Raw genomic sequence first — 20,673 nt, forward strand, 5'->3', positions numbered from 1 at the left:
GGGGTGAGGGGGTGAGGAGGTGATCGAAGTGTCTGGATTAATGAGCTGGTTGACTAGGTCGGCGGCGTAGATTTCTATCTGTTCGATCACATCTCCTACAGTGCGACAGTCAGTGCGACAGCTTTGGGTTGGAGGAAGGCTAGATGATTGGTAGGGTGTCGCTGGATCGTCGGTGAGCGGGTCAAAATCGAGATTCCAGGTTTGGGCGATCGCCCGGCTCAATCCAATATGCTCTGAGTTGGGATGACGGGCGATCGCCACTATCAAGTCTCGCAGCCGATCGCCTGTTGGACACTGGCCAAAGATATGGAGGCCGTCTCGGATCTGAGCCTCTTTCAGCTCACAGAGATAGCCGTCAATCTGAGGTAGCCAGGTCTGTAAGTCGAGCGATGCGGTTGGGGTGTGGGTAACAGATAGGCCCAAATCTTGCTGAAGTTGAGTAGTTTGTAGCAGATCGACAATCTTGCGGCCAATAATCTTTAGCCGAGTCGGATCTAGATTTTGAGCCTCGTAATATTCATCAACTAGACTTTCTAACTGCTGTAAAGGGCCGTATAGTTCAGCGCGAGTCATTGGCGGCGTCAGGTGATCTAGAATCACGGCGCTTGCTCGTCGCTTCGCCTGCGCGCCCTCACCTGGATCATTCACGATGAAGGGATAAAAATGAGGCATCGGTCCAAAGGCTGCTTCTGGATAGCAGTTGGCTGAGAGGGCAATTCCCTTGCCAGGTAGCCACTCCAAATTGCCATGCTTGCCTACATGCACCATTGCCTGTGCGCCGAAGTGCGATCGCAACCAGTAATAGAAGCCCAAATAGGCGTGAGTCGGCTCTAGATCTGGGGCGTGATAGTTCAGCGTCGGATCAATATCGTATCCGCGACTAGGCTGAATGCCGACGAAAACGTTGCCAAACTGAACGCCTGAAATTGGCAGGCAATCAACCGCTTCTTGGGCAGAGCTAAAGCGCCGCCATTCCTCGCTAGCCTTGCCCCAGCGGTTGACGACGCCTGTTTGTACAGAGGGAGAAAGCGATTGAAAAAACGACTGATAGCTCTCTAGTGACAGCGTTTGGTAGATGGGCCTAAGACCATATCCTTCGGGGTCGTTAGTGATGCCTGCTGCTAGCTGTGCCATCAGTGCATCGCCTGTTTCTGGTAAGTCGGTGAGGGTGTAGCCCGCTCGCTGAAGCGATCGCAATATCTCCAGACAGCTCGCGGGGGTATCTAAGCCCACCCCATTGGCCATGCGTCCATCCCGGTTGGGGTAATTAGCCAAGACCAACGCGATTTTACGATCTTGAATAGGCGTACGGCGTAGCTGAACCCATTTGAGCGCCAAGTCTGCTACAAAATCGATGCGATCGCCCTCTGGCTCATACACCACCACATCCGTCTGCAAGCTCCTACCAGCGCTTTTCCTATCGCTCTGCTCATTACTTCTCTCATTGCCTTCTGCGATCTGAGCGGAGTTGTAGAGCTTTGCTCTTCTCGTAGAGTAGCTTGCCGCCTTGAAAGAAATCGCCCGAGTGATTACCCGCCCATCTACCTCCGGTAGTGCCACATTCATGGCAATATCCCTAGGTGTGAGTCCTTGCGGATGGCTTTGCCAATAGTCGCGCGAGCTACCGCTACAAATCAGCTGTAAAACCGGAACATCTAGCTGCTGCCAAAGTGATGGTTTCGAGGCGGGGCTTGAGAGGTTAGCTGAATGAAATCCGGTGATTGCAAAACTGGTTGTGTTCAGCACTAGGTCAATTGCCGGGTGCCCGTCTTCAGGCTGACAGTAGCGAAGCAGTACCTGCTGAACCTCTAATTCTTTAAGTGAAGAAACATAGATAGGAACAGGAGTAAGATTGCGTTTGACAAGCGCTCTAGCAACTACATTAATTGCTTTGGTATTACCTGATAGATAGTGAGCTCGATAGAAAATAATCCCGATTCGAGCAAATGACTTGGCTCTTTTTGAGCTAGTTTCCAACAGAGGTGGCGGAGTGTGATCGTTTCTTTTGAGTGGATAACTCCCTTTGGGGTGAGATAGCTTTGCCTTACTCAATGACAGCGGAAGATCGCTTTCATCTATCAAATTAGGTATGTTTTCTATAGCCAGATTAAAAGTTGTTTCTTGAGATGAATTCAAAGTCTTTGAGCTCTTCAAATTTATCTGTATGTCTGTAGATAGATCTGACTTTTTATATCCTTTTGTGTTGGCTCTTGTTTTTAATCCTTGAACAACAGTAGGAGAAGTGTAAATGTCAGTAGGTGTGTAGAGACCCACTTTGGCTACGGTTTGGGGGAGCGGTGGATTGTAGTTGGTTGATAGCGTGCGATCGCTAGCGTACATGAGCCCGTAACATAGATTATCCACGCCTCCTTCCGTAAAGTACCGCCACAAGCGGTTGACAACCGATAGCGCAACCGTAGAGTGGCTCATCAGATCTAAATCTGGTCTGTCGTCTCCTGGCATCACGATCAGCCTGGCACCTGTCGCAGACACTAATTCCTTTAGAACTTCTAGGCCATATGACCAGTAGGCACGTCCACCTAGAATTCTGACAATAATTAAACGCGCATAGCTTAGAACTGTCTCGGCATAGGTATCAATAGTGAGCTGCTGCTGTAACTGAAGCAAGTTGAGCGCACGAATTTCCTCAAAGTCTTTAGGTAGCTGATTCAAACCCTGATTTAGTGCAGAGATATCGGTATCAGCCGCTGTCAGCAAAACAATTGGTGCAGGCGATTGTTCAACGAAAATAACTCCCTCTTTCGTGTTGTCCCAGCCGCCTGGCGTAGCCGCTAATCGATGCATGTATAAGAACTGAAATGTTAAAGAACTAGGGAAATAATACAGACCACAGATGAACTCGCGTTATCCTGCTGACAACTACAGAGCTAATACTTTAACAAGGCTTAAACAAAAGTTCTCAACCAGTAAGCGGTTTTAACTGGCCAAAGTTCCTCACTGAACTATTGAATGTGCTTGCTCGAAAATCGTTTTTATAGCTTCACTTTGGTTGGCTTTGTATTTTAATCTCTTTTTTTTGCCAAATATAAAGCAAAATATTTGTTTCTACATACTCCAGATACATTTGAGCGCTGCTAAGAGAAGATCCTATTAGTCATAAAAACTTCGCTAGTGTGATAGAACTACATCCTTCCAGAGATTGTTTGTCTTTATTTACATATTGTCTACATATCTACACGACAAGCTATTAGATTCTGACTCGCCTTAAGGATCTACCTTCTACAGTCACTTTTGATAGCTATTGGTCGGCTGTTCTTGTAGTAGCCTGGTCGCTGGTTTTTCTGTCTCCGTTTGTGCCTATCTGTTCTGCACATGCTCCCTGGTCGCTCTTTAAGTAATGCAAACTCCTCACTATTCTATTGCCAATCAAGAGTTTTCTCTGAGTGCCTATCAGCGCCTGAGAGAATCTTTGATGCGTCAGGAGCCATTCTTTAATTCTGTGATGACAGCAGCACAGCTTGCCGAGCATCGAGCTGCCGAACCTCATCACAAAGTTTCACCTCAAGATGAGACCCAACTAGATAAGACCCTAGCAAGTAAGACAAGCGGAAATACCAGCGATACCCGCTCGATTAGTGGTGTCGCAAGTGGTGGTATTACAGAGAGCAGCGATATTGCAGAAGTAGATTTTGTTTTGATGCGATCGCCTAGCCTCAGTGTCTTACTGACAGCCAAGCCGCTAGCTTCTTCACCGTCGACTGCTTTATTTTCGAACCGTGCATCGCTGAACCATGAATTACTGAGTCAGGCGTCAAGCAATAGTAGTGCGTCTGTCCCTTATGCCTCGACTGGCAGCGTATCCGTAGAACGGGCGCACTTGTCCCCAGATATCAATCGCCACGCTTCTCTAAATCTATCTCCCTTATCCCAACGGCAGCCGAACATTCATCATGCTCCGCATGCTGACCACAACCTCTCGCTTAGCTCTGCCTATTCTAAACCCGACTACAGAAGCGAACATTCAAAGAGAAGCGAACATTTAGAGAAGATAACGAAATCTCATACTTTAGATCTTCTCGATTCAAAAGCTAATTTGCAGAAGGCTGATAGATATCTTGTCAACCTCACAATCGACAACATCAAAATTGAGGCATTTATGACAGAACTAAAGTCTAGCGCCGCAGTCTCCGAAATATCCTCTAATATCCCTAGGGCCAAGACCCCTGGATCTAAGAGTAGCCCTGAGTCTGCAGGCAATCATTGTGCCGCAGCAGAAGACTCCTCCCCTCTATTACAAGATGCTTTCTTCCTGTCATGGGCTAAGGAGCTTGCAACTTCACCCGAAGGGGACCGTCAGCTAGATCAACCTACGGCCCTTAGGAACGAGATTGAACAGAGCCTGTTGCTTAACCAGGTGATTACCCGTATCCGGCACAGCCTAGATCTGCCTTCTATCCTAGAAACAACTGTGGCCCAGGTTCGTGAGTTTTTACTAGCTGATAGGTTAGTAATCTATCAGTTCAATTCAACGGATGAAGCTCAAAGAGGTGTTCACTTAGGCAAACATTTTTTTGAGTCTACGACTCACTCTAGTGCGACAGATACTGATCAAACTAGCGATGCCATTGTGGGTCATCAGGTGCATGCAGGCCAGGTGACCTATGAGTCTAGACTCTCAGAAGAGATTTCCTCCGTTCTCAATTTTTCCGAAGCAAGCTGTTTTTGCTCTACGCTGCCTACCTATTCACACTATTTAATGGGTCAGCCTGTAGCTGTCAATAATGTGGATGAAAAATATGCTGAGACAAGCTGTCTACTTGATTTTTTGCACGAGGCGCAAATCAAGTCTAAGATTATCGCCCCTATTATTATTAAAGGTCAGCTGTGGGGATTGCTGATTGCACATCAGTGTAAAAACTATCGAAACTGGCACAAAACAGAGGCTGTTTTTTTGCAGCATATCGCCGAGCACTTAGCAGTTGCGATTGAACAGGCTTCTTTGTACCACCAGCTCCGACAACAGAAAACAAGCCTAGAAAGCTGCGTCGTAGAGCGTACTCGCAATCTACAGGATGCATTAGCCGCTGCCGCCGCCGCCGATCGAACTAAGGGAGAATTTCTCTCGACTATGAGCCACGAACTACGCACGCCTTTGACTTATATCATCGGTATGTCAGCAACCTTACTACGCTGGTCTTTTGGTGAGTTAAGCGATCGCCAGCGTAGCTATCTAAACACAATTAATCACAGCGGTGAGCAGCTACTGACAGTTATCAATGACATTTTAGAGTTTGCCAAGGTAGAGTCGGGGCGATCGCTGCTAAACGTCAGCGCCTTTCCTTTATCTAATCTGGTTTACTCAGTTGTCAATCGGCACCAAGAGGCCGCTAAAAACCATAACGTGTCGTTGAGCGTAGATTGCGCGATCGATCCTGATAGCGCTAATTTTCTTGCTGACTTCGAGCGGATGGAGCAAATTCTTTCTAATCTAGTCGATAATGCAGTCAAGTTCACGCCTGCTGGCGGACAGGTGGTTATACGGGTGCAAAAAGAGTTAGATGCCATTGTGCTACAGGTAGAAGATACCGGTATTGGTATTCCTGAGTCTCAGCAGCAATTCCTATTCGAGAAGTTCAAACAGTTAGAATCCCCCTTTCAGCGTCAGTATTCAGGAACGGGATTAGGGCTAGCGATGACTAAGCATTTAGTCGAGCTGCACGATGGCACTATCCAAGTCACTTCGGCTGTAGGTAAGGGTTCTACTTTCATGGTGAGCTTGCCAATACGATCGAAGCCAAATTTGAGCGATCGCTATCGCGTGCCTCCCACTTTAGAGCGCACTACCAAGCCGGTTGTACTTTTGCTAGAAACCGAAGAAAATAGTGCTGCTATCATTTGTGAGCTGCTGACAGCGGACGGTTATGAAGTTATTTGGCTAACACTAGCCGATGATATTGCAGTTCAAGTGACGCTGTTGAAGCCTGCGCTGCTGATTGCAGATCTTGCTTTGCTAAGCCATCGACAAGACGATATTAAGGCAATCGAGCAATCAGTCACAGCGGTAGGTACTAGGGTACTTGCTTTGTTAGGACAATCGACTTCTGCGTCCTCGCACATTGCTCACCACGATACTTTGGACAAGCCAGTTAATCCTAAGAATCTGATAGAAAAATCTCGACAGTTGACGCTGCCTAATCTGTAACTGGCTGTGCGTAAGTAACCACACATCAGTAACCTTGGGTAAGTAGATGTGCGGAGTCTATTTGCCAAAGCAGCACTGTATCTAGTAAGACGATTTGCTTGAATGATCTATCAGGATTTTTTAATTAGTAGACGATCCTTGTATCGATAATGCTTATATGCTTCTTGCCAGTTCCTGCTCTAAGAGATATTTCAGGGTACATTAATCAGTAGCTAAGCTTAACGAAGCGCCTATTCAGCCTTTCGATAGAGTTTTGGTACTGGAAGTATGATTTCTTTCAGTGCGAATACATAGGTTCCGTGTCTTGCACAACAAACTCCTCTTTTCTGGTATGAAGCGACTCTTCCTTTCCTACTTACGCACCGGCTGGAGACCATTTCATCGAAAGTGGCTGGCTAGAGGCCGATTTTTTCAGCGGCAAAGAGCCTTTTTCGTTGGTTTATTACTCGCTAGTGGGTTGTTGCTAGCGGGTACTGGGGAGATGGTGCCTCACTCTCTAAGGCAAGCGGCGGTTGCGGTTCCAGATGCTCAGATTGCGCGGGCTAGTGAGCCCTGGCAAATTGCTTCTTTCCCAGTTGAAAATTTTCAGGCGTATACTTCTCCCTACGGCTATCGGGGCTCTGGTTTTCACTACGGTATTGATATCGCTGCACCGACCGGGAGCTATATTCGTAACTGGTGGGAAGGGCATGTCGTAGAAGTTTCTGACGATAGTGCTTGTGGAACATCGGTCGTCATCGAGTCAGGCGATTGGACTCACGTGTATTGTCATATGCAGGGCTATGTAACGAATGAACAAGGGCGAAGAGTTTTCTTGGATGGACCCGGTGGGGTTCGGCTCGTAGAAGGGCAGGCGCTCTATACAGGCGATCGCATCGGTAGAGTCGGTATGACTGGCCGCACCACAGGGCCACACCTTCACTGGGGGATGCGTTATCAAGGTGATTGGGTAGACCCCGGTCTAGTGCTTCAGGCAATGGCCGATGGACAGAGTCGGGCTTCACTACCTCGCTAAGAGCTAAGTGGCGAACGCTTAAATGACACCTGGTAGACTCAATTAGGATACAGCCATAGTTCCATCAGAAGAACTCCATCAGAAAAGCCCCGCTAAAGACTCAACGCTTTAGTGGGGCTTTTAGTTTGCCCTTAGTTTGTCTCAAGAACAATCGTTAGCCAATCTTGACTTCTTCTTTTTGAGGCAGCGTAATGTATTCGCTGACGATGTCACGAAACTCATCGCCTTCTAGCGTTTCTTTCTCTATCAATATATCGACTAGCCGGTCGACTAACACCCGATTGTCACTGATGATCTGCCTAGCTCGATCTAGACATTCTTGGGCGATTTCTCTCATCCTGTCGTCGATTTCGGTTGCTAGCTCGTCAGAATATTCTTCGCCCCCCCCCATAATATCGGTACGTACCGCTGACGCTTTCGAGTCGTCTTTGGGTGATAGTGCTGCCATGCCATAGTTAGTCACCATATCTTTGACTAGCTTGCTGACATAGCTGATGTCGCTAGAGGCTCCTGAAGTCACTTCAGCTTCGCCGAAAATAACTTCTTCAGCGGCGCGTCCACCAAGTGTCATCACCAGATCATCAATAATTTCGCCATAGGATCTGAGAAACTCGCTGTCTAGTCGATCTTCTTGAACGGCAAAGCTAGCAAAGCCACCAATGCCGCCTGAGCGCGGAATGATCGTTACTTTATTGAGCAGCCCACCGTACTTGCTGAGCGAGCCAATCAGAGCGTGCCCGACCTCGTGATAGGCCAAGAGTCTTTTCTTCTTGCTGTCCATCAATGGGTTGAGGCTAAGGCCGATAGTGAGACGATCAATTGCGTCGTTGACCTCAAGCATCGTCACGGCATCTTTTCGCCGCCTAGCGGTAAGAATAGCGGCTTCGTTGAGCAAGTTGGCGAGCTGCGCGCCAGAAAAACCAGTTGTTCGGCGGGCGATCGCATCTATTTCCACGTCGTCAGCAATTTTCTTGTCACGCGCATGCACTGCCAAGATGCCCAGTCGACCTTTTAGTCCTGGCAGGTCAACGGTTACCTGCCGATCAAAACGACCGGGCCGCAGCAGAGCCGAATCTAAGACGTCAGGGCGGTTAGTCGCGGCAATGACGATGATGCCGCTATTACCCTCAAACCCGTCCATTTCGGTAAGCAGTTGGTTTAGCGTTTGTTCTCGCTCGTCGTTGCCGCCGCCAATGCCTGTGCCTCTTTGACGACCTACTGCATCAATCTCGTCAATAAAGACAATGCAAGGTGCGTTCTCTTTTGCTTTTTTGAATAGGTCACGTACCCGGGAGGCTCCTACACCCACAAACATTTCGACAAATTCTGATCCAGAGATGCTGAAAAAAGGTGTCCCGGCTTCGCCTGCGATCGCCTTAGCCAGTAGCGTCTTGCCTGTTCCCGGCGGGCCGACTAATAGCACCCCTTTCGGAATGCGAGCCCCAATCGCTGTAAAGCGCTCAGGATTTTTGAGGAAAGTCACCACTTCTTGCAGCTCTTCTTTTGCCTCGTCGATGCCAGCAACATCTTCAAACGTGACGCCCGTTTTGGCTTCCATTTGGAACCTAGCTTTTGAGCGACCAAAGCTCATCGCCCCACCGCTAGAGCTAGCAGAGCGCCTTAGCAGCATCAGCATGGCAAACACCACCAGCATGGCTACGATACCCGTCGTTACCAGACTAGTTACGGCGCTGTTATCGGCGTTGCGCGTGACCTCCCAGGTCACATCGTTATCGTTTAATCTGTCTTGCAAGTCTAGATTACGGTCATTTCTGAATACTCTGACTTCTATTGGCTCGGCGTCTGCTTCTGCGGATTTGAGCTGGACTCTAGCAACGCCGTTGATCTGATCGAGTTCAACCGATTCGACTTCGCCATTATCGATTTTGGTGAGAAGTTCTCCATACTCCAGCGCCTCCTCTTCTTCACCTTCTGATCGCGCAGAAGGTAGCTGTGCAGTGAGCTCTCCAGTTTCGGAGCTGGTTTTGAAGGTAGTTTCAGAGGTGGTCTGCGCGATCGCAGGTGTTCTACTAGACGTTCCTCCTATTAATAGCGTGGCCGCTAGCAGGCTGGCTGAGAATGCACCGATTGCTCCCTTTGAGGCTCTTTTATAGACAGCTTTGCTAGCGGCGGCAATTTGAGAGGAGGTCTGAATCTGAGAATGATTTTGCTGCATAGGGGCTGCACTAGAACGATAAAAACGCTAGGTGGAGAAACGCCGGGTGGAACCGTAAGCATAACTGCGCCCTAGTCTAACCTTTTAATCTGGTAACTGACCGCAGAAAAGACCCTTACGGCGCGCTTTTTGGTAAGAGTTCGTTGATTATTTGCGTCCTCGCAGTATTTTTCAGGTATAGTGTGAGATCTGCAAACATACTTTTGGAGACAAAATGTCCCGATATAGAGGTCCTCGCCTAAGAGTGGTACGCCGCTTAGGCGACCTGCCGGGTTTAACCCGCAAATCGGCTCGGAAAGCGTATCCCCCTGGACAGCATGGTCAGGCTCGGAAAAAGAAATCTGAGTACTGTATCCGTCTAGAAGAGAAGCAAAAGCTTCGTTTCAATTACGGCGTTACCGAGCGCCAGCTCCTTCGCTACGTGAAAAAAGCACGTAGAGCCGGGGGTTCTACCGGACAAGTGATTCTACAGCAGCTAGAGATGCGTCTAGATAACACCATCTTCCGCTTGGGCATGGGGCCAACCATTCCCGCTGCTCGCCAGGTTGTCAATCATGGCCATATCACGGTCAATGGCCGTGTGGTCAGCATTCCTAGCTATCAGTGCCGACCGGGTGATGTGATTGGGGTTCGTGGTAAAGACGCTTCTAAGAAGCTAGTAGAAGGCAACTTGGAATTCCCAGGTTTGGCGAATGTCCCGACTCACTTGGATTTTGATAAAGGCAAGCTAGAAGCGAAGGTCACAGGCGTGATCGAACGCGAATGGATCGCCTTGAACATCAATGAGCTACTGGTAGTTGAGTACTACTCACGTCAGGCTTAAGCGCTCAATAGATCTCTTCTTTTTGCTGCTTAGAGAGCCTCTTAGTCTTAGACTGAGAGGCTCTTGTCATGTGCAGCTGCAATGTCTTTGTTCTTTCCGCACCTACCGTAGATATCTGAGAAGTTCAATACGTGTGATTGGGTTGATTAAAAAGCTGCTTTAGCGGTCGGTGCTTATCGGTGCTTAGCCGCACTCTTCGAGACTATTCAGCTATTCTAGAGGAAAGCTCAAGAGTAGGTGCTTAGGTTCGAGTAATGAAGTGCGAAGCACATCGAGTGATTGATTACATGAAACGTTAGACAGAACAATAGATGAGTATTAGCCTTACCACCGACCAAGAACGCTTTGTTCAGCGCAAACTTCGGATTGGGAATTATCGTTCTGCTGAAGAGGTGTTAGAGATTGCTTTTCGCTTATTAGACGAATACGAGCAGTCTAACGCTGAGTGGGTTAATGAAGTTCGAGCAAAAGTTGACGCAGCAATCGAAGCTTCAGAAAAAATGCCTCCGGTGGACGGCGAAACGTTTGTTGATAGCATGTTGGAGCGGTTGCAGCAGGCGAAGCGAAAGTGAACCGCTACGTTATCAGTGTTCTTGCTACTCAAGATTTAGTCGAAATTACTGACTATTTTGCTGAGTATGATATTGAAGCTGGTGAACGCTTTCTTCGCAAGTTCAACCATAAGTGCTCTCAGCTAGTGACGTTCCCGAAAAGCGGTAGAAGCTATGCGACAATTCGGCCTAACCTGAGAGGAATGTCTCTAGATGGCTACATTATCTTTTATAGGCTTCTAGATGATGGTATTGAAGTTCTGAGAGTTGTCAGTGGTCGTCGTGACTTTCCAGCTATGTTTGAGGAACCGTAGCAGCAGTTCCGTTTCTATAGCGCGGATGGCTTGGTGTCTAGCCGCCGATTTGGGACATGGTACGGCTGTAGGCTCCGGTGACGCCGGACTCGCGCATTTTGAAGTTAATCTCTGGTTTTTCGTTGACTAATACCGCTACTTGCTCGCGTATTTTGGATAGTGGAATGCCGTTGCGTAAGCTGGTACGCAGATCGATTTGGCCATTTTCGTTGAGCAAGCAAGGGCGCAAGAGACCGTCGGCAGAGAGGCGCATACGGTTACATCTGTCGCAAAAGCATTCTGACATTTGACTGATAAACCCGATGGTTCCTTTCGCACCTGTGATCTGAAATACGTCGGCTGGGCCGTTTCCCTTGATACTGCTGGTCTTAATTCCCCATCGATCGCGGATCTGAGCGCGAATCGATTCGCTATCAATCCAACCTTTGCTGCCAAACAAAGTGTCATTGCCAATGGGCATAAATTCAATAAAGCGAACATGCCATTCTTGCTCAATAGATAGGGCGGCAAGGTCTAGCACTTCGTGATCGTTAATCCCAGGAATGACAACGACGTTGAGCTTGAGCGGTGAGAATCCTACCTTGTGTGCGGTTTGGATGCCCCGCCAGACGTCTTGCCAACGCGATCGCCCCCTCCCACCAATGATCTGTTGAAAGGTTTCTGCGTTGAGCGAATCTAGGCTGATGTTAATGCGTCGCAAGCCTGCCTCGTACAGCGGCTGAGCTAAGTCAGCAAGCAGGAATCCGTTAGTCGTGATGGCGAGGTCTTCGGTTTGGGGAAGCTGGGCGATCGCACGCACCAATTCCACAATGCCGGGTCGCAGCAAAGGCTCTCCCCCGGTCAGCCGAAATCGAGTAAACCCCAATGGAATGAAGACCTCGCGTAAGAGCTGTAAAATCTCATCGTGTGTCAGCCAATGTTCCTTCAATGCGTACTGCAAGTCAGCGCCTTCAGGCATGCAGTAGACGCATTGGAAGTTGCATCGATCGATTAAGCTAATGCGTAGATAGTCAATTCGATTGGGCGGATTGGGCGAAGTCATCGCAATAGACGAAGGGGACAGTTCGTTCCCTCTATACTCCACTATTAATCGATAGATGTGTTAGCACAAATAGCTTATCTATAAGCTATAGCGAAGCAAATGAATGAATAGAACGGCTGATGAAGAGACTGATGAAGAGACCGATAGAGAGATGGATAAATCGCAGTAAAAGGTGGCTATGGTGAGCGCTCAGCCTAGGTGTGGCTATACGTTGCCAGTATTTGCCTGTGCAGGTGCGATCGCCGCTCTCCATCAGCTTATTCACCACGCTTCAGTGCCGACGGTCGCCTTTAATCTACTCAACCCTGATGAAACCGTCGAAATTGAGATTGAGCAAGTAGCTCCACTTTCCAAAAACTCTGCGCTTGCTATCACCCGTAGCGATCCTGGTGACAACCTAGATCTGACTCGCCACACGCCTATTTGGTCGATTGTAAGCTGGGCTGAGGCGTGCCAAACAGAACAAATTCTGTTAGAAGGCGGAGAGGGCATTGGCCATCATACCGACGGTGATGCTATCTATGCCTATGCTCGTCAACTAATTGTCACACATCTATCGGCACAGCTAACAGATACTCAAAAAATCAAGGTAACAATCGTTTTGCCCGAAGGTCGCCGATTGGCCTTACGTACGTCTAATGCGGCGTTTGGCGTGGTTGATGGGCTGTCGCTACTAGGAACTAGCGGCATTGCTCAGCCTTTGAGTGCGCCAGATCAGCTAACGGTATATAGAGAAACGCTTCGGCAGAAAGCCGCTGACTATTTAGACCTTGTTTTTTGCCTGGGGGAAAACGGCTTAGATCTGGCCACCCAGCATGGCATCGACGCAGATAGACGCTTAAAGACGGCGAACTGGCTGGGGCCTTTGCTGGTAGAAGCTGGTGAATTAGGCGTGCGCTCTATTTTGCTGTTTGGCTATCATGGCAAGCTGGTAAAGCTAGCGGGCGGTATTTTTCATACGCACCACCATGTAGCAGACGCTCGGCAAGAGATTATGGCAGCTTGCTGTGTGCAGGCTGGACTAGAAACGACGGTAGCGCAGCAGGTATTGGCGAGTGCAACGACTGAAGCGGCGCTAGAAATCTTGAAAAGTTTGGATCGCTCGAGCGGAGAAAACTGGGTGGAGCAAGTGTACGGCGTGATCGCAAAGCGAATTGATCAGCGATCGCACGCCTATATCAAAACCCACACAGAACAGTCGGTTCAAGTCGGCAGCATACTTTTTGATCGGCAGAGACAGATAGTCGTTAAGAGTGAGATTGGCCAGATTTTACTCGCTAATTAGTGCCTTAAGTCGCAGCCGGTTTGCTACTGTAATTAAAAAGTAAAATAATATATTCGTAACCCTTTCAACTTCAGTCGTCTATTGCCTTTCAAATCAAAACTACTTGCTAGCAAGACCATTAACTAAAGTGATGTCAAATCTGCCCAACTTACTGAACAAGTATTGTAAGTTTGATGCCTTTTAGTCGCCGCCACCTCAGTCTTGGGCTAATCGCGCTGATGGCCGTTTGTATTTTTTAGCAGCTTGAAAAGAGCAGTTTACGTTCTCGTTTTGGTGTAGTTAGATCCTTAGTCAGTCGATCGCACGAGCCGAAGTACTTTAGTCCTTCGGCGTATTTTCATAACTTATTTTCAATATGAACGGTGGGTTTCCACCAACGCCGCCAGGCATGCAAACTCAATTAACAGGATTGATTGTGGCTCCTCAAACTCCAGTCTCATCAGTACACCCTACCGGCTCCTTAGCTACTGTCGAATCCTCTAGCCTAAATCGTCAAATGCTGGCGATTTTAGATTTTGGTTCACAATACTCTGAACTGATTGCGCGCCGTATCCGCGAAACAGAAGTCTATTCAGAGGTGCTCTCTTATCGCACCAGTGCCCAGCAGCTTCGTCAGCTAAATCCTAAAGGAATTATCCTCTCTGGCGGACCTAACTCTGTCTATGACAAAGGGGCTCCAGCTTGCGATCCCGAAATCTGGAACTTAGGGATTCCAGTATTAGGGGTGTGTTATGGCATGCAGCTAATGGTGCAACAACTAGGCGGCCAGGTTGAGCGGGTTGAGCGAGGTGAGTATGGTAAAGCCTCGCTGCTGATTGACGCTGGCATCGACATTCTAGAGGGTGTGACGAACGCTTCAACTATGTGGATGAGCCACGGTGACTCGGTGACTCAGCTACCAGAAGGCTTTGAGGTATTAGCCCACACGGTGAATACGCCGCAAGCTGCGATCGCCAACCATCAGAAGAAATTCTACGGTGTCCAGTTCCATCCAGAAGTTGTTCACTCCACCGAAGGCAGTACCCTGATTCGCAACTTTGTCTACGACATCTGCCAGTGTGAACCGACCTGGACTACCGAAGCCTTTGTCGAAGAAGCCATTCGTGAAGTGCGAGCAAAAGTTGGCGATCAGCGCGTTCTATTGGCCCTATCTGGTGGGGTAGATTCTTCTACGCTTGCCTTCTTATTACACAGAGCAATTGGCGATCAGCTCACCTGCATGTTTATCGATCAAGGCTTTATGCGTAAACGTGAGCCCGAGCGCCTGATCGAAATCTTCAACAATCGATTCCACATCAATGTGGAATACATTAACGCTAGAGACAGATTTTTAGCCAAGATCAAAGGAGTGACCGACCCAGAAGAGAAGCGTAAAATTATCGGCCACGAATTTATTCAAGTCTTTGAAGAAGAATCGACTCGACTAGGGCCTTTTGACTATCTAGCTCAAGGGACGCTCTATCCCGATGTAATCGAATCTGCCGATACCAACGTCGATCCGAGTACGGGAGAGCGAGTCGCCGTCAAGATCAAGAGTCATCACAACGTCGGCGGATTGCCAGAGGATCTAAGATTCAAACTTATAGAGCCGCTGCGAAAGCTGTTTAAAGACGAAGTGCGAAAAGTCGGTGTTGCGGTCGACCTGCCTGACGATATCGTTCGGCGGCATCCTTTCCCCGGCCCTGGTCTGGCTATTCGTATTCTCGGTGAAGTGACAGATGAGCGTCTACATATCCTGAGAGATGCTGACTATATCATCCGTCAAGAAATCCGCCGAAGTGACAGCTATCACGATTTTTGGCAGGCATTCGGCGTTTTGCTACCAGTGCGTAGCGTCGGTGTCATGGGCGATCAGCGTACCTATGCTTATCCAATTGTGCTGCGTTTAGTCAGTAGTGAAGATGGTATGACGGCTGATTGGTCACGCGCGCCTTACGAACTGCTAGAAAGTATCTCTAACCGGGTGGTTAATGAAGTTGAGGGGGTAAATCGGGTGGTGTACGACATCACCTCCAAGCCGCCTGGCACGATCGAGTGGGAATAGAGATATGACAGCAAGCATGGACTTTTGGGAAGTCCCCAATTCTGTATTGTGGATTATGCCTGTAGTCGTATCTATCTACAGTGCATAGTCAGGGTTTGAGGTTTGCGGCACAATGAATCATACAGAAACGAACTTATAGCGCTATGAATACCGACACATTGACTGAACTGTTACAAAAAGGCTACCGGGTAACGCTCGGTGCAGCGTCTTCGGCAGTAGAAGCCATTCAAGATCCGCAGCGAGCGGCGGCTGATTTCTCAGCGGTTGGCACAGACTGGGAGCGGCTGGCAGACAAGTTAGAAGTTCGCGGCGCGCTGACCGAAAAAGAGGCGCGTGATTTTGTGGAAGGTGTGACTAGCCAGATGCCAGAACCGTTTAGAAGTGCCTCATCCCCTTTTACTCAAAGTGCGCCTGAGCCAAAAACAGTAACAACCGTAGCAACGCCCGTCGTAGACACTGAACTCAAAAAAGAGGTTGAGTCTTTGACGGCTGAGCTAATTGCCATGCGCGAAGAAATCGAAGTGCTCAAGCAAAATAACGGCTAGCTCTCTATGTTTTGAGTTCAGTGTTTTGAGTTCAGTGTTTTGAGTTCCAGTTATTCAACTGGTATGAACTTAGGCGATCGCAGAAGTCCCCAAATCCGGTGGTACGTCTTGCCAGCGTCCGGGGCCTACCGCTTTAATGGCATCTTCGAGAAAGATATCACCCGTATACAGCGCTTTGCCCACAATCACGCCAGACACACCGGCGGGGACCAGTCCTAGTAACCGCATTAGATCTGAGATAGAGCTAACGCCGCCGGAGGCAACGACAGGTATTTTAATGGCTGTTGCTAGTTCCCTAAGCGCGTCTAGGTTCGGCCCCTTCAAGGTGCCATCCCGCTTGATATCTGTATAGATCACAGCGGCTGCACCTTGCGCTTCCATCTGTTTTGCTAGGTCAATAGCCATCACTTCAGAGGTTTCTAGCCAGCCTCGGGTGGCGACTTTACCTTCGCGAGCGTCTATGCCAACAAGGATACGTTCTGGAAATTGACTGCTCAGCTGCCCGACTAATTCTGGGTTTTCGACAGCGGCGGTGCCAAGAATTGCATATTGCACGCCAAGATCAAAAAGTGCGCTAACCCGGTCGGCATCACGCAGTCCACCCCCTACCTGGATAGGCAGGCTAACGGCTGCTGCGATAGCTTCGATGGCCTGCCAGTTTTCGGGCTTGCCCGCTTTGGCACCATCTAAATCAACTAGGTGTAGACGGGTGGCACCTTCAGCTTCCCACTGCTTGGCAACCTCTACAGGATTCTCATTAAAGACCTGTGACTTTTCGTAGTCACCTTGAAACAATCGTACGCAGCGCCCTTCTAACAGATCGATAGCTGGGATAACATCCATTCACTTTTTGTTGATAGAACTGTCCCAAATTGTACCAAGGAAGACTGGCGCTGAGCGACGGCGGTCTACTAGCTACGGTTGAGGCCAGCAAGGATCTGTCGAATTTTGAGACTGTCCGGCGGGGCGGGGTGCGATCGCAAGTAGTTCTCCAGGTCTTTTTTAGCAAGCTGATTATTTTGCAGCTGATGGTGTATCAGGCCGCGATCGCGCAACTGTAAAACGTCTAAAGGTCGAAGCAGTAGCAGCTTGTCCAACACAGTAATCGCCTGTTTGTACGCCTCTAGCTGTACATAAATGCCCTTCAAATTCATCAGTACCCTGGCCAAAAACGATTTAGGCATCACCCCACCTAGAAACTCTGGCTGCCACTGCGCCTGCGGAAATAGCTGACTAAATCGCTGTTGACAGTCGGCGGCAAACAGCACTTCGCCCTGATGAAATGGATCGACAAATACCTCCATATCTTCAATCACAGGGCGAATCAAAAAGTGGCCTGGCATGCCTACGCCTACCATTGGGAACCTAAGTCGATGAGCAATTTCTAGATACACCAGCGAGAGCGAAATAGGAATGCCCAATCGTCGATCTAGCACACAGTTCAGGTGGCTATTATCCGGATCGTAATAGTCTATTTGATTGCCTGAGAACTTCAGCTCATCAAATAGATACTCATTGATGACTTGAATCACCTTCAGAGGATATCGGCCCTTTGGCAAGCGCGATCGCACGACTGCTGCCATCTCATCTAGCTTCTCTAGATAAAACGTCGGATCCATATCCCAGTACTCTTCCTGCGCGATGTAGAGGGCAGCGGCTGCCAAACTAATGCGGCCATTGGACTTTTGAACTTCCTGATAGAAGCGCTGCCCAGCGGGGGAAAGTCTCATAGAATTTCAGCAAAAAAAGAGCAAAAAGAGAAAGTAGGTTCGTTTTATTGTAAGACAAGCTTCCTCGCGCCCTTCGTGTCTGATCATTCAGCCAGCGATCATTCAGCCAGCGATCATTCAGCTGGCGGTAGAGAACCCTTCACAACGGCACTATTGCCATTATTACTGCTATTTGTACCGTTACTGAGGCCATTGATCGCACCCGCCAAATCAACCCCCGACGTTTGCTTGAGCTGGGTCATGAACGCCGCCGCCTGGGTCGCTAGATTGCCAGACTGAGTGTCGATGACGGTGACATTTTGAACGGCAACATCAGGAACGGTAGCAGTCAGCGTCTTGAGCAAAACTTCTAGCTTCTGTAGCAAAAAGATATCGCGAGCACTCTCACCCGCTGCTACCCAGGATTCAGCTAGGCTGCGGGTACCTTCGGCCTGAGCCTTTCCTTCTTCAATAATGGTAGAAGCACTCCCTTTTGCCTGGGCGATCGCGCGCTTACAATCTGCCTCTGCGGGTGCGATCACATCTGCTTTGAGCTGTTCCATAATCTGCTTGATGCGCTCTTGCTGTACCGGCACATCTGCCTGAATACGAGCCAGCTCAGAGGCGATTTCCGACTCTGCTTCTGCAATCACAGCCGCTCGCATCGTCAGGGCATCTTGAGTTCGCTGTTCCGCCGCTGCTTGGGCAATACCGGTATCGCGCTCTAGCCGACGAACCTGAGTGATTTTCTCATTTTCAGCCGTTTGAATTTCCGACTCGGCTTTGGCTTCTGCTTCTGCAATTCGAGCATCTCTTTGCAAGTCGGCCTGCTGCTTGCGGCCAATCGAATCGAGATAGCGTACCTCATCAGAGATGTTCTGAATTTGCAAGGTGTCGAGCACTAAACCTAGCTTTTCGAGATCTTCTTCGGCCTCGCTCAGCAGGCTTTTGGCAAAGGCAATCTTGTCTTCATTCACCTGCTCAGGGGTCAAACTAGCCAGCACGCCTCGCAGATTACCTTCTAGCGTTTCCTTAGCCATTTTTTCGATTTCTTTGCGGGGCTTGCCCAACAGCCGCTCGATTGCGTTGTGGATAGTCGGCTCTTCGCCCGCAATCTTGATATTGGCCACGCCTGAAACATGCAGCGGGATGCCGCCTTTTGAGTAGGCGTTAGACACCTTTAGCTCAATGATCATGTTGTTTAGGTTCATTCGCATCACTTTTTCAAGTAAAGGAGTGCGAATGCTGCTGCCGCCTTTGACTAGCCGATAACCTACTCTACTGTTGCCCGTTTTGCGACTGCTACCAGCAAAGATCAGCACTTCGTTAGGCTGACAGATGTAGTAGAGATTCTTGATCGTAAAAGAACCTAGCCCAGCGGCTGCAAGCAAGATGATGAGTAGTCCTCCCATCGGTTTACGCTCCTAGTTAAGTGAATTAAAGACTGTCGTTGAAAAATGGTCGAGATATCGGGTTGGTCGCACTGTTCCGCTACGAGATCTCAGGCTCTGGGCGATCGCGCTCAGTACCAGGGCTAGCGATGCTGTGCGAATTTAGCGTCCCAATCACGTCAATTCCCAGCGTTTGCTTAACTTGATCCAAAAACTGTCTGACCACTTCGGGATAGACATTTGCCAAGCTTGCGATCGCCTTACCATCGCCGTTGTCAATCACGTTGATATTTTGCAGCTGCATTCGGTGAGGAATGGCAGCGGCTTCTTTCAAAATCATCTCGATTTGCTGGAGTAAGAAAATCTGACTAGAGCTAGTTCCAGTCTCCTGCCATACCTCGGCTAGCATCTCGTTCACAGCCGCCGCCGCTTTTGCATTTTCTGCAATGTCAGCAGCAGCGCCCTTGGCCTGAAGTGCCTGTGCTTCTCGGCGAGCTTCAGCGGGCAAAACCTCGTCAGCTTGTAGACGCAGTCTTTCTAACTTGGCTCTGACTGACTGCAACTGCTGTTCGGCTCTGGCTCTCGCTTCTTTAGCCGCCGCCGCAGTGCGCTCTTCTTCTGACTTAGAGCGTTGGTCTAGCTCGGCTTTGATTTTACGCAGCTCGTTTTGCTTTTGCTGAGTAATCGTCAAGGCTTGAGACTTAAACATCTCAGCCCGCTTTTGACAGTCCGCTTCGATACGTTCTGCCTGACCTAGCGCTTCTGCCTCGGCGATTTCGGCATCGCGGACAATTTTAGCGATCTGCCGACGACCAATAGAGCTGAGATAGCCCATATCATCGGTAACACTCTGAACTTTGAGCGTATCGAGCTGTAGCCCGAGCTTGTTCAAATCGCGGGCCACGTCTTCGGCAATACGCTCAGCGAAGTTAAGGCGATCTTCGTTGACTTGCTCGGGGGTAAGATTAGCGACCACACCGCGTAAGTTACCCTCTAGGGTTTCGCGCACAACCCGGCGAATTTCAGAGCGGTTGCGGCCTAAGAAACGCTCAATAGCGTTGCCAACGATGTTGCGCTTGCTAGAGACTTTGACGTTTGCGATCGCCTGAATATTCAGCGGTGTTCCGCCCTTAGCATAAGAATTACTCACCTCCACTGGAATTGGCATGGTGGTCATATCCATCTTTTCGACTTGCTCAATGATGGGGATTACCAGAGCCCGCCCGCCGAATACAACCCGGTAGCCGACTTCGCGACCATCCGGCTGTTTGTATTTGCGGCCTGAGATAATCAAGATCTCATTGGGTTTACAGATTCTTAGGCAGGCTTTTAAGAATGCGATAACTGCGGTGATCGCAATCAGCGTTAGAACAACAGAGCCTCCTAGCACTACCTGGCTGGTATTAACCGCCTGTTGAGATTCGGCTGGTAGTACGCTTAGCTCCGTCAGTCCTTGCTGCTCTAGTTCTTGCTGCTCTAGTCTTTTTTGATCTTCTATAGAGCCTGTCTGAGCGGGTAGATAGACTAATTGATTATCTAGATTGAATGAGAAATCAGATTGAGACATCGGTTCACTCATGGCTAGTTGCTCCACAGATTAAAAAAGATTAGAGAT

At 49.0% G+C, this 20,673-nt stretch carries 15 protein-coding genes; 8 read left to right on the plus strand and 7 right to left on the minus strand.

The window, feature by feature from the left end; genetic code table 11:
• Positions 1-2,805 (minus strand): cobaltochelatase subunit CobN (locus IQ256_RS00005; protein ID WP_193853096.1); only part of this gene is annotated, 2,805 nt, incomplete at its 3' end.
• Positions 2,806-3,358: 553 nt separating this feature from the next.
• On the opposite strand from IQ256_RS00005, the gene IQ256_RS00010 reads away from it, so the two are divergent.
• Both IQ256_RS00010 and IQ256_RS00015 read left to right on the plus strand, forming a co-directional pair.
• On the plus strand, positions 3,359-6,163 hold the full coding sequence (locus IQ256_RS00010; protein WP_193853097.1) for a GAF domain-containing sensor histidine kinase: 2,805 nt from the start codon (positions 3,359-3,361) through the stop codon (positions 6,161-6,163).
• 331 nt (positions 6,164-6,494) lie between these two features.
• A complete protein-coding gene (locus IQ256_RS00015) occupies positions 6,495-7,178 on the plus strand; it encodes a M23 family metallopeptidase (RefSeq protein WP_228024422.1) in 684 nt (227 codons plus the stop codon).
• A gap of 154 nt (positions 7,179-7,332) precedes the next feature.
• On the opposite strand, the gene ftsH is transcribed toward IQ256_RS00015, so the two are convergent.
• Entirely contained in the window at positions 7,333-9,354 is a 2,022-nt protein-coding gene (ftsH, locus tag IQ256_RS00020; protein WP_193853098.1) for an ATP-dependent zinc metalloprotease FtsH, read from the minus strand.
• Positions 9,355-9,568: 214 nt separating this feature from the next.
• Between ftsH and rpsD the strand changes: the two genes are divergently transcribed.
• The 3 genes from rpsD to IQ256_RS00035 all read left to right on the plus strand — a co-directional run bounded on the left by rpsD (position 9,569) and on the right by IQ256_RS00035 (position 11,042).
• The gene (gene rpsD, locus IQ256_RS00025; RefSeq protein WP_193853099.1) at positions 9,569-10,177 is read left to right on the plus strand and encodes a 30S ribosomal protein S4; all 609 of its coding nucleotides are present in this window, start codon (positions 9,569-9,571) and stop codon (positions 10,175-10,177) included.
• Between the two features lie 311 nt (positions 10,178-10,488).
• Entirely contained in the window at positions 10,489-10,749 is a 261-nt protein-coding gene (locus IQ256_RS00030) for a type II toxin-antitoxin system ParD family antitoxin (RefSeq protein ID WP_193853100.1), read from the plus strand.
• Positions 10,746-11,042, plus strand: a complete 297-nt coding sequence (locus tag IQ256_RS00035; protein WP_193853101.1) for a type II toxin-antitoxin system RelE/ParE family toxin — start codon at positions 10,746-10,748, stop codon at positions 11,040-11,042. Before IQ256_RS00030 ends, IQ256_RS00035 begins: the two co-directional genes overlap by 4 nt.
• A gap of 37 nt (positions 11,043-11,079) precedes the next feature.
• On the opposite strand, the gene moaA is transcribed toward IQ256_RS00035, so the two are convergent.
• Positions 11,080-12,084, minus strand: coding sequence for a GTP 3',8-cyclase MoaA (gene moaA / locus IQ256_RS00040; RefSeq protein WP_193853102.1), 1,005 nt, complete (start codon positions 12,082-12,084; stop codon positions 11,080-11,082).
• Between the two features lie 178 nt (positions 12,085-12,262).
• On the opposite strand from moaA, the gene cbiD reads away from it, so the two are divergent.
• From cbiD to IQ256_RS00055, 3 genes are all read left to right on the plus strand, one after another.
• Entirely contained in the window at positions 12,263-13,369 is a 1,107-nt protein-coding gene (gene cbiD, locus IQ256_RS00045; RefSeq protein WP_193853103.1) for a cobalt-precorrin-5B (C(1))-methyltransferase CbiD, read from the plus strand.
• Between the two features lie 496 nt (positions 13,370-13,865).
• Entirely contained in the window at positions 13,866-15,413 is a 1,548-nt protein-coding gene (gene guaA, locus IQ256_RS00050; protein ID WP_193853291.1) for a glutamine-hydrolyzing GMP synthase, read from the plus strand.
• 143 nt (positions 15,414-15,556) lie between these two features.
• Complete coding sequence (locus tag IQ256_RS00055) at positions 15,557-15,958, plus strand: hypothetical protein (RefSeq protein ID WP_193853104.1); 402 nt, start codon at positions 15,557-15,559, stop codon at positions 15,956-15,958.
• A gap of 69 nt (positions 15,959-16,027) precedes the next feature.
• On the opposite strand, the gene hisA is transcribed toward IQ256_RS00055, so the two are convergent.
• The 4 genes from hisA to IQ256_RS00075 form a co-directional block, all read right to left on the minus strand.
• The gene (gene hisA, locus IQ256_RS00060; RefSeq protein ID WP_193853105.1) at positions 16,028-16,801 is read right to left on the minus strand and encodes a 1-(5-phosphoribosyl)-5-[(5-phosphoribosylamino)methylideneamino]imidazole-4-carboxamide isomerase; all 774 of its coding nucleotides are present in this window, start codon (positions 16,799-16,801) and stop codon (positions 16,028-16,030) included.
• Positions 16,802-16,869: 68 nt separating this feature from the next.
• Positions 16,870-17,688, minus strand: coding sequence for a SirB1 family protein (locus IQ256_RS00065; RefSeq protein ID WP_193853106.1), 819 nt, complete (start codon positions 17,686-17,688; stop codon positions 16,870-16,872).
• Positions 17,689-17,801: 113 nt separating this feature from the next.
• On the minus strand, positions 17,802-19,079 hold the full coding sequence (locus IQ256_RS00070; protein WP_193853107.1) for a flotillin family protein: 1,278 nt from the start codon (positions 19,077-19,079) through the stop codon (positions 17,802-17,804).
• Positions 19,080-19,158: 79 nt separating this feature from the next.
• Entirely contained in the window at positions 19,159-20,637 is a 1,479-nt protein-coding gene (locus IQ256_RS00075) for a flotillin family protein (RefSeq protein ID WP_228024423.1), read from the minus strand.
• Between the last annotated feature and the right edge of the window lie 36 nt (positions 20,638-20,673).

The organism is cf. Phormidesmis sp. LEGE 11477 (assembly GCF_015207105.1).
Lineage (GTDB): Bacteria > Cyanobacteriota > Cyanobacteriia > Phormidesmidales > Phormidesmidaceae > Phormidesmis.